At 70.3% G+C, this 10,066-nt stretch carries 9 protein-coding genes and 1 pseudogene; 3 read left to right on the top strand and 7 right to left on the bottom strand.

The window, feature by feature from the left end:
* Nucleotides 1-88 precede the first annotated feature (88 nt).
* Nucleotides 89-406: a hypothetical protein gene (locus K9U41_RS19445; protein ID WP_282642514.1), complete on the bottom strand. Its 318-nt coding sequence runs from the start codon at nucleotides 404-406 to the stop codon at nucleotides 89-91.
* Between the two features lie 456 nt (nucleotides 407-862).
* Nucleotides 863-2,383, bottom strand: coding sequence for an aldehyde dehydrogenase (gene adh, locus K9U41_RS19440; RefSeq protein ID WP_282642513.1), 1,521 nt, complete (start codon nucleotides 2,381-2,383; stop codon nucleotides 863-865).
* Between the two features lie 262 nt (nucleotides 2,384-2,645).
* On the opposite strand from adh, the gene K9U41_RS19435 reads away from it, so the two are divergent.
* Entirely contained in the window at nucleotides 2,646-4,631 is a 1,986-nt protein-coding gene (locus K9U41_RS19435; RefSeq protein WP_282642512.1) for a sigma-54-dependent Fis family transcriptional regulator, read from the top strand.
* Between the two features lie 187 nt (nucleotides 4,632-4,818).
* Here the strand turns inward: K9U41_RS19435 and K9U41_RS19430 are convergent, their stop codons facing one another.
* From K9U41_RS19430 to K9U41_RS19410, 5 genes are all read right to left on the bottom strand, one after another.
* Nucleotides 4,819-5,934 carry a hypothetical protein gene (locus tag K9U41_RS19430; protein WP_282642511.1) on the bottom strand — a complete coding sequence of 372 codons (1,116 nt, stop codon included), beginning with the start codon at nucleotides 5,932-5,934 and terminating at the stop codon, nucleotides 4,819-4,821.
* Between the two features lie 146 nt (nucleotides 5,935-6,080).
* Nucleotides 6,081-6,614 (bottom strand): winged helix DNA-binding protein, encoded by a 534-nt coding sequence (locus K9U41_RS19425; RefSeq protein ID WP_282642510.1) that lies wholly within the window; start codon nucleotides 6,612-6,614, stop codon nucleotides 6,081-6,083.
* Between the two features lie 261 nt (nucleotides 6,615-6,875).
* Complete coding sequence (locus tag K9U41_RS19420) at nucleotides 6,876-7,250, bottom strand: hypothetical protein (RefSeq protein ID WP_282642509.1); 375 nt, start codon at nucleotides 7,248-7,250, stop codon at nucleotides 6,876-6,878.
* Between the two features lie 151 nt (nucleotides 7,251-7,401).
* On the bottom strand, nucleotides 7,402-8,241 hold the full coding sequence (locus K9U41_RS19415; protein WP_282642508.1) for a sterol desaturase family protein: 840 nt from the start codon (nucleotides 8,239-8,241) through the stop codon (nucleotides 7,402-7,404).
* Nucleotides 8,242-8,417: 176 nt separating this feature from the next.
* Nucleotides 8,418-8,726, bottom strand: coding sequence for a hypothetical protein (locus K9U41_RS19410; protein WP_282642507.1), 309 nt, complete (start codon nucleotides 8,724-8,726; stop codon nucleotides 8,418-8,420).
* Between the two features lie 159 nt (nucleotides 8,727-8,885).
* Between K9U41_RS19410 and K9U41_RS19405 the strand changes: the two genes are divergently transcribed.
* Nucleotides 8,886-9,602, top strand: coding sequence for a response regulator (locus K9U41_RS19405; RefSeq protein ID WP_282642506.1), 717 nt, complete (start codon nucleotides 8,886-8,888; stop codon nucleotides 9,600-9,602).
* Nucleotides 9,586-10,066 (top strand): annotated as a pseudogene (locus K9U41_RS19400) (sensor histidine kinase); the annotation flags it as partial. The gene K9U41_RS19405 and the pseudogene K9U41_RS19400, both read left to right, overlap by 17 nt.

Below are 10,066 nucleotides of genomic sequence, written 5' to 3'. Positions count from 1 at the left end.
GGCCCCCCGCCCGTAAAACCGCTGCGCGTGAACTGGGGACCGGGCCCCGTTATGTTCCAAAGATCATGGCCAAAGATCACGACCAAGATCACGGGATGGGGCAGTTCTGCGCCGCCTCATCGTTTTCGTCCGAGCCGTGCGGCTGGACGATGGCCGGGGGATCGCTCGCCGGAAAGGTCTCGTCGAGGGCCTCGTCGAGGGTCCTGGAGTCGTGAGCCTTGTGCTCGCATCCTGCGGCGCGCGCGGCTTCGTCCTGCCCTGAGGGCTCGGGTTGTTGCTTCGGCGCGGGGTCGGGACGCGAAACGGCCGGGGGATCGCTGGCCGGAAAGCTCTCCTCCAGCGCCTCGTCGAGCCGGGCTTCGGCCTGGGCGGAGCGGTTTGGCGACACAGATGGCCTGCTGTTCACGGCAACATCCTCCAACGTGCGGAAACACTGTCTCCGCCGCATGGAATCAACGCCCGTGCCGGGGCTTGCGTTCCCCTTTCGCCCCGCTTTCGCCCTTGGCGATTGCGTGATCGGGGCTCCGCTGCGCGCCGACACCGGAGACCCGGGGGAATCGGGTCTCCGGCCCAGTCGCATGGCGGTCGGTCCTCCATTCAAAGGTGGTGCGAGAAGAAAGATCCGGGGGTGGCCGCAACCGGCCCCCGCGCCGAGGACGCGCGCAGGTGAGCGCGAGACCAAGAGAAGCGTCTGAAGCTTCTCTTTTGCTGGGTTGGAGGTGCTTCACCGCTCCGGCTGCTTCACCTGAACGGGTCCGGCTCCAGGCCACCCCCGGCAAGCTGCCCCGGGAGGGGGGCAAACTTGGAAGATCCCGGGTCCGGACGACGCCGGACCCGGAACGGGCCTCAGTAGAAGCCCGGCTCAGAAGAACCCGAGCTTCTTGGGGCTGTAGCTCACCAGCAGGTTCTTGGTCTGCTGGTAGTGGTCGAGCATCATCTTGTGGGTCTCGCGACCGATGCCGGACTGCTTGTAGCCGCCGAACGCCGCATGGGCGGGATAGGCGTGGTAGCAGTTGGTCCACACCCGGCCGGCCTGGATCTCGCGACCCATGCGGTAGGCGCGCGAGCCGTCGCGGGTCCACACCCCGGCACCGAGCCCGAACAGCGTGTCGTTGGCGATGGAGAGGGCTTCGTCCTCGTCCTTGAAGGTGGCGACCGACACCACGGGGCCGAAGATCTCTTCCTGGAAGACGCGCATGTTGTTGGTGCCGAAGAACACGGTGGGCTTCACGTAGAAGCCGTCCGCGAGGTCACCTTCGAGCAGGTTGCGCTCGCCGCCGGCCAGCACCTTGGCGCCCTCGGCCCGGCCGATATCGATGTAGCTCAGGATCTTGTGCATCTGCTCCGAGGAGGCCTGCGCGCCGAGCATGGTGGCGGGATCGAGCGGCGAGCCCTGCTTGATGGCGGCGACGCGGGCCAGCGCCTTCTCCATGAACTTCTCGAAGATGCTTTCCTGCACCAGCGCGCGGCTGGGGCAGGTGCACACCTCGCCCTGGTTGAGGGCGAACATGACGAAGCCTTCCACCGCCTTGTCGAGGAAGTCGTCGTCCTGTGCCGCCACGTCCTCGAAGAAGATGTTCGGCGACTTGCCGCCCAGTTCCAGCGTCACCGGGATGAGGTTCTGGCTGGCATAGCCCATGATGAGGCGGCCGGTGCCGGTCTCGCCGGTGAAGGCGATCTTGGAGATGCGGGTGGAGGAGGCCAGCGGCTTGCCGGCCTCGAGGCCGAAGCCGTTGACGATGTTGAGCACGCCGGCGGGCAGGAGGTCGCCGATCAGCTCGGCGAGCACCAGGATGCTGGCGGGGGTCTGCTCGGCGGGCTTCAGCACCACGCAATTGCCGGCGGCGAGCGCCGGGGCGAGCTTCCACACCGCCATCAGGATGGGGAAGTTCCACGGAATGATCTGGCCCACCACGCCGAGGGGCTCGTGATAGTGATAGGCCACGGTGTCGTGGTCGATCTCCGAGAGCGCGCCTTCCTGCGCCCGCACGCAGGCGGCAAAATAGCGGAAATGGTCGATGGCGAGCGGGATGTCGGCCGCCGTCGTCTCGCGGATGGGCTTGCCGTTGTCCCAGGTCTCGGCGCGGGCGAGCAGGTCGAGGTTCGCCTCCATGCGGTCGGCGATCTTGAGCAGCGCCAGGGCGCGCTCGGAGGCGGAGGTGCGGCCCCAGGCCCTCTTGGCGGCGTGGGCGGCGTCCAGCGCCCGCTCGATGTCGGCTTCATCCGAGCGCGGAATTTCGCAGATCACCTTGCCGGTGATGGGCGAGATGTTCTCGAAATAGTGCCCGTTCACCGGCTCCACGAAGGCGCCGCCGATGAAGTTGCCGTAGCGCGGCTTGAAGGGCGAGGCGTGCTGGCTGGCGAGGAATGCGGGTATGTTCATTATTCCCTCCCGAGAGTTGGTGCCGCAGATGGTTTGCAGCGCCCGTGCCAGATCTCGCGGGGCCGCTGGGCGGCTTTATTTGCAGTGCGGGAAGATGCTGGCTTGTCTTGATTTTGCCAACGGCGGCCAAGCCTTGCCGGAACGTCCGCTGGACGCGACACGAATAGTCGTGCCAGACTGACGCACATAAGAACAAGAGCTGCGACACCTGTTGCAAATTGCGACAGGTGTTTCAGGGAGAAATGCCAAGCGAGGGACCAAGATGCCTGCTGCGCCGACGCCCGCCGTGTCGACCTCTGCACTATCGTCCTGCGCCGCGACCGATGCCGTCCTTGCCGCCCGACGCCGCTTCTTCTCCGGCGCGCCGGTGGCGGAGGACGCGCTGGCGCAGCCCATCCTGCGGTCCTGGACCCGCTGCGCCGCGCGGGGCCTGGGGCCGCAATCCCGCTCGCGGATGGAGCCGCTGACGGACGGCGAGTTCGCCGCCCGGCGCGAGCGCCACGAGACCCTGCGCCGCCGCTGCCGCCCCGAGCTGGAGGCGCTCCACGCTGCCGCCCGCGCCGCGGACAGCATCGTCATCCTCACCGATCCGTCGGGGCTGGTGCTCGATACCGTGGGCAGCGCCGACTTCGCCGACCGCGCCGCCAAGGTGGCGCTGCGCCCGGGCGTGAGCTGGAGCGAGGCCGAGACCGGCACCAATGCCATCGGCACCGCGCTGGTGGAGCGCCGGCCGGTGGAGGTGCGCGGGGCCGAGCATTATGCCGAGGCCAACGGTATCCTGAGCTGTGCTGCCGCGCCCATCCACGACCCGTTCGGGGAACTGGTGGGCCTGCTCGACCTGTCGGGACCGGCCTCGGTGCCGCATCTGCACGCGCTGGCGCTGGTGGAACTGGCCGCCGGCCAGGTGGAGCACCGCATGTTCGAGGGCGCCTTCCCCGACCAGAGCCTGGTGCGCTTCCATGCCGACCCGAGCTTCCTCGGCACGGCGCGCGAGGGCATCCTCGTGTTCGAGGATTACCGCCTCGTCGCTGCCAACCGGCCGGGCCTCGCCCTGCTCGGCCTCGGCTGGGATGCCTTGGGCGCCAAGCGCTTCGGCGACCTGTTCGAGGGCAGCCTCGGCAAGGCGGGGGAAGAGCGGCGGGTGCGTACCCGCCGCGGCGATGTGGCCATGCGCCTCGAACGGCCGGGCCTGCCGGTGCGCACCATCGCGCCGCGCGCCGCGCCCGCCGTGGAGCGCCAGCCTGCGCCTGTGCCCGCGCAGCCCCCCGCCCAGACGGGCCCGCGCTTCGACGTGGCCACGGAGCGCGATCTCGGCCGCGCCGTGCGCCTCATGGAGGCCGGCGTGCCGGTGCTGATCCAGGGCGAGACGGGCGTCGGCAAGGAAGTCTTCGCCCGCCAGATCCACCGGCGCGGCAACCGGGGCGCCAAGGCGTTCGCGGCGGTCAATTGCGCGGCCCTGCCTGAAGGCCTCATCGAATCGGAGCTGTTCGGCTACGAGGAGGGCGCCTTCACCGGCGCCCGCCGCGCCGGCTTCAAGGGCCTGTTCCGCGAGGCGGACGGCGGGGTGCTGTTCCTCGACGAGATCGGCGACATGCCGCTCTCGCTCCAGAGCCGCCTGCTGCGCGTGCTGCAGGAGCGGGAGGTGACGCCGCTCGGCGGCGGGCGGTCGGTGGCGGTGGATTTCGCTTTGGTCTGCGCCTCCCACCGCGACCTGAAGCAGCGGGTGGAGGAGGGCGCCTTCCGGGCCGACCTTTATTTCCGCATCGCCCAATATACGGTGACCCTCCCGGCGCTCCGGACCCTCGCCGACCGCGAGGCGCTGGTGGATCGCCTGTGGACGGAACTGGCTGGCCCGTCCCCCGACGCGCCCGCTTTGGCCGCCGAGTGCCGCGCGGCGCTGGCAGGCCACGACTGGCCGGGCAATTTCCGCCAGCTGGTGGGCGTGTTGCGGGTGCTGCAGGCGCTGGCGGAGCCGGGTGAGGTGTTGGGGGTCGAGGCCCTGCCAGCGGACGTACGCAGCGCCCCGCTCGAATGGCGTGGCGCGGGACGGCCGGCGGAGATCATGCCCGCCGGAGCCGAGGCCGGGGATTCGGCTTCAAGGGATCTCGTAGCGGTGACGCGCGCGGCCATGGAGGCGGCGCTTGCGGCCAGCGGCGGGAACGTCTCGCAGGCCGCCCGCCGGCTCGGCATCCACCGCAGCACCCTGCATCGCCACCTCGCCAGCCGCGGGTCCCGCACCGGGCACTGATGCCAACGGCCCGTGAGCTTTGCTCATGGGCCATTGGTTAAGCCCGCGCGGCGCCCGGTTCCGGCTGTTGCCGAACCGCTCCCGGGATTCGCAACCCGGGGTCCCCGAGTTGCGAAGCGTCACCCACTTGGCATGGGTCGAAGGTTGGCATCGGTCGAAGGCCGAGGCCGATGGTCGGGGTGGGCGATCAGGCCGCCGGCCGGGCGACGTCCTCGGCGGCGTGCATCACCTCGGCGAGGGCGGGAAGCACCATCTCGCGCATGTGGCGGCCGTAGAACAGCGCGAAATGGCCCGCACGGGGCACCACCAGCTGCCGCTTCAGGTGGGCTGGAATGTTGACGCACAGATCGTGGGCGGCCTCGGTCTGGGTCCGCGCGGAGATGTCGTCCATCTCCCCCTCCACCGTGAGAAGGGCGGTGGTGGACAGGGCCTCGGCCCGCACCTCGTGCCCGGCGACGGTGAGACGGTCGCGGGCCACGGCATTCTCGCGGAACACGGTTTCGACATTCTCCATGAAGAACTCGCCCGCCACATCCATCATGTTCCAGCACAGGCGGGCGAGGGGAAAGTGCATGGGGTCGTCGCCGTCGTCGAAGGCGAGGCGGAACGGCAGGTCGCCGCCCGAAAGGCTCTGGCGCCACAGATAAAGGGCAAAGGCGTCGACCTGCCGCCAGGCGGGGAAGACGCGCCGTCCCGCACCGGGAAAGGCGGGGGAGACGGTCTCGATCACCTGCCGCTCCAGCGCCTCCAGCGAGCGCTCCTGCAGCACGCGCCACAGGCGGGTGGGGTTGCGCGAGGGGTCGATGGGGCCGCCGATCAGGCTGAGGCTTGCCGGCGCGGTGCCCGCCTCGGCGAGGAGGCAGGCGGCGGCGAAGGCCGGCAGCGCCCCCTGGCAGACCCCGATGATGTGGATGCCGCCCGCGTTCCCGGCCAGCGCGCGCGCCATCTGCGCGGTCTCCACGCAATTCTCGGCGAAGCCGAAACGGCCGGCCGAGACCGGCACGTAGCGGGCATTGGGCCATTCGGTGACCGCCACCGCGTCGGCGACGCCGAGCAGCGCCAGGGCCAGGTCGCGCATGAGGAAGGGATAGGCCCCGGCCATGGGCGCCACCACCAGCACCCGGCGGCGCGGCTGCGGGCTGCGCGAGAAGATTCGCAGCTGGCCGAACGGCAGGCGGGCCCCCACCACGTCTGCCACCGCACCGCTCCCGGCGATGCCGAAGGCCTGGTATGCCTCTTCGCTCAGCCGCTCGCTTTCGGCGGGCGCGCCGAATTGGAGGGGGCGCAGATCGTCAAGCCACATGGCGCCGGTTGATCCTCCCGCATCGTTGGGGGGCATCATAGGGCCAGATGCACCGGCCGCGCCATGCTCCTGACGGCACAGGCGAAAGCACCCCTACCCTGATCCGTCGGCGCCGCCCGTGTTGTCCCGGCCGGCGGCGGGCCGGATCAGAGCGAGGCGGCCGAGCGGGCGGCCTGGTCGTAGTGGCCGGAGAGGGTGCGCATGACGGCGGCGATCTCCGAGAGCTTGCCGGGGGGGATGCCGGTGGCCACCACCGCGCTGGTCAGCAGGGCCTCGCGCACCTCGCGGTAACGTTCGCAGGTGGCGCGGCCCTGTTCGGAGGCCATGAGGGTCTTTTCCTTGCCGCGCCGCCCGGAGGCGACGAGGCCGAGGGCCTGGAGCTTCTTTGCCGCATAGGTGACGAGGTGGGTATCCTCCACGTCGAGCACGAGGCACAGGTCGGCGATGGTCTTCGGCCGGTCGCGATGCACCACGTGGTGGAGGACCTGCACGTCGAGGGGCGACAGGTCCGGCACCCCCGCGGCGGCCATGCAGCGCACCATCCAGCGGCCATAGGCGTGGATGAGCATGTTCAGGCCGAACTCGAACTCGGAAAGCGCCGGCAGGGCGCCGTCCGCGAGGTGGGCGGAGGAGACGATGGCGGGGCAGGGGCGGCCCTTCTCCCTCAAGGCGTCGCTCATGGCCTCACCTCTGTTCAGGCATGGCCGCCCGTGGCCATGCCGGCAGGCGACCTCGCCGCTCGCCGGAGGGATGTTAAGTCATCCCAATAATTCGTCAATGAACTGTCGATGTTTCTTCCTGGACATGACTTGTCCACGGGGGCGTCACGGGCCGTCCGCGCCCCGCGTCGTCTCGGCGCGGACCAGCGCGAGGCCCCGCAGAAACAAAAAAGCGCCCGCCGGAGCGGACGCCTCTTGTCTGCAGTGCGAAGGACGCGTGCCTCAGTACGAGAGGGCGGCCACCTTCTGCACTTCGATACGGTCGGCGATGCGGCTGATCTTCAGCGTCGTGCCCTCGCGGCCCACCGGGCCGGGCATGGAAATGAGCTGCTGCTGGCCGGGCTGGAGCAGGGTGGACACGCGGACCACGGCGGGGCTGGCGCCCGGCTCGGCGGCGGCGTCCAGAGTGGTGATCACCTCGTAGCCCTTGGCATCCTTGACCCAATAGGTCACGGCGGAAGCCTTGCCGCCCAGGTGGGTCACGATGGCCTGGCGTTCCGCGGGAAGGGGCTCGCCGGCGAAGGTGGTGGCGGCCACGGTCACAGCGGCCGTGGCAAGGAGGCCGGCCGCGCCGGCAATCTTGAGGATGTTGTTCATGTCAGCCTCTGCGCACGCGTGCGGCCGACGGCCTAGGTTTCGGTGCGCTTATCTGCGCTAAACATATCGTGATTGCTGCGATGCACAATCCGCATTTTCCGCAATACAGAAATGCATTCCATTCATGGCAAGCGCTACCTGTGTACCTTAATCACCCCGGAGGCCCGAACAGCACGCGCAGCTTGTTCCCGAGGCCCGGGGTGCGTCCTGCGTCACGGAGCATGGCCAACCACACGCCGAACACGATGGCGAGGGGATTGCGGCTGGTCGTGGCGCCGGCGACGCCGAAGCTCAGGGGCTCGCCGCGCGGGGCCTCGGCAAACGTGCCGAACAGGCGGTCGAACACGATGAGCACGCCGCCGAAATTGCGGTCGACGACGCTGGCGTTGGAGGCATGGTGCACCGCGTGGTGGCGCGGGGTGTTCAGCACCCATTCCAGCGGACCGAGATGGGGCGGCCGGGCCAGGTGCAGGAAGAACTGGTAGACGAGGCCCGCCCCCAGCATGCCGAACACCGCGAGCGGCGGAAAGCCCAGCGCCACCAGCGGCAGGTAGAACACGAGCCCGCCGGTGAGATGGCCGCCCCAGCCGATCCGCACCGCGGCGGACAGGTTGAGCCGCGTGGCCGAGTGGTGCACCGAATGGGTCGCCCACAGCCAGCGCACCTTGTGCATGGCGAGGTGGTGGAGGAAGTAGCAGAACTCCACTGCCAGGAAGAGCGCGGCCCAGACCGCGACGCCCCGCATGGGAATGTCGAACAGGCGGTGCTGGGCGACGAAGAACACCGGCACGGCGCCGAGCGAGGCGGTGAGCGCGCCGATGACCTTGTTGCCGGCCGCGATGGCAAGGGAGGCGGCGCTCTCCCCCGCGTCGTGGCTCTCCACATGGTTCACCTTGTGGAACAGAAACTCCGCCACCATCAGGGCGAGGGCGATCAGCGCGAAGCCGCCGGACTGGGGTAGGATGGCGCCGCTGGTAAAGAAACCGGCCATGGCTTCACCTCCTGCATGTGGAGAGCGCCCCCGCGCCCCGCGCCCCGCGTGTCGTGTCCGTTCCCCGGTCTCGGGCAGAACGCCCGGCCGTGCCGGGAGGTCGACTGCCGGGCCGCGGCTTTGGGGCGGATCGCCGCGGCCCGGCGCTCCGGGCGGTGAAGCCCGGAAGGGGTGGCTCAGTAGCGCGACACGGTGCCGGAGCGGGTCACGCTGTTGCCGGCGGGACCCGTGGTGGTGCGGGAATAATCGTAGGTGCCCGGTGCCGTCCGCGTGACGCTGCCGGAGCGCGCGGCGGTGCCACCGTAGGGTCCGGTGGCGACGGCGCTGCGGCTGCAGGTGCCACCGGCGCAGCTGCCCGCCGCGGCGCTGTTGTAGGTGCCGCGCGGGGTGGTGGTGGAACTGCTCCTTGTCCAGGCGGCGGCTTCGGTGACGGCAGCGACCGAGACGAACGCGGTGAGGGAGAGGGCGAGCACGGTGCGGTTCATGTCTGGCTCCGAAGGATGGGCCGCTCGGCCCGTTGCGATGGCACCACCTTCGGCTCCGGCCGTTGCACCCGGTTTGCACCGGGGTGAGGCGCTGTAACGTTTTGTAACCGCCGCCGCTGCGCGTATTGCTGGCCGCTCCCGGCTTGGCGACACTCCCCCATGGCCCAGCGCACCCTTCTCCTCGTCGAGGACGACCGCGAAATCCGTTCCCTCCTCGCCGATTTCCTCGGCCGGGAGGGCTATGGCGTGCTGGCGGCGGAGGATGGGGCGGCCATGGACCGCCTGCTGGCCACCACGCGGCCGGACCTGGTGGTGCTGGACCTGATGCTGCCGGGGGAGGATGGGCTTTCCATCTGCCGGCGGCTGCGGGCGCGGGGCGGCCTGCCCATCCTCATGCTCACCGCCAAGGGCGACGACGTGGACCGCATCGTCGGCCTGGAAATGGGGGCCGACGACTATCTGGCGAAGCCCTTCAACCCGCGCGAGCTGCTGGCCCGCATCCGCGCCGTGCTGCGGCGGGCGGACGGGGCCATGCCCCAGCGCGAGTTCCAGTCGCGCCGCGTGGCCTTCGCCGGCTTCGTGGCCGATCTGGACGCGCGCAGCGTGGGGCGCACCGAGGGCGAGGCGCTGGATCTCACCTCCGCCGAATTCGAGCTGCTCGCCTGCTTTCTGGAGCGGCCCAAGCGCGTGCTTTCCCGCGACCAGCTGCTGGACTGGACCCGCGGGCGCAGCGCCGATCCCTTCGACCGCACCATCGATGTCTCGGTGAGCCGGCTCAGGCGCAAGCTCGTCGCCGCCGCGCCCGACGCGGCCCTCCTCATCAAGACCGTCCGCAATGGCGGCTATCTCTTCGCCGCCGATGTCCGCACCCTCTGAACCCGCCCCCGGCGCCCGGCCCAAAGAGCGATCCCTGCGCCGCTTCGGCATCGCCGCGCGCATCGCGGTCATCGTGGTCGGCGCGCTGGTGGCGGTGCAGGTGCTGATGCTGGTGGCCTATATCACCGAGCGCCGCAGCGCCGCGCCCCTCGGCCCCTTCGTGCCCGTGCTGCAGCGGGTGGCGGCGCTGGCCCAGCTCCTCGGCGAGGTCACGCCCGCGCAGCGCGATCTCGCCCTGCGCGCAGCCACGGTGTCCGGATTTGCGCCGGTCTACGTGGTCCAGCGCCCGCCGGTGGAGACGCCGGCCTATCTGGGCTTCGCCGCGGTGCGGATCCGCCAGCTCATGGGCGGCGCGCCGGATCGCGTCGTGGCGCTGGCCCTCATCGGCGGGGAGGCGGCAGGACCCGGCCCGGTGGAGCGCCTGCGCGACCTGCGTGGCGCGCGGCTCCGGGTGGTGGTGGGGC

It is taken from the genome of Xanthobacter autotrophicus (assembly GCF_029991245.1).
Classification (GTDB): domain Bacteria; phylum Pseudomonadota; class Alphaproteobacteria; order Rhizobiales; family Xanthobacteraceae; genus Xanthobacter; species Xanthobacter autotrophicus_C.
The sequence above is the reverse complement of the archived record's forward strand: the minus strand, read 5'-3'. Positions and strand labels throughout refer to the sequence as shown.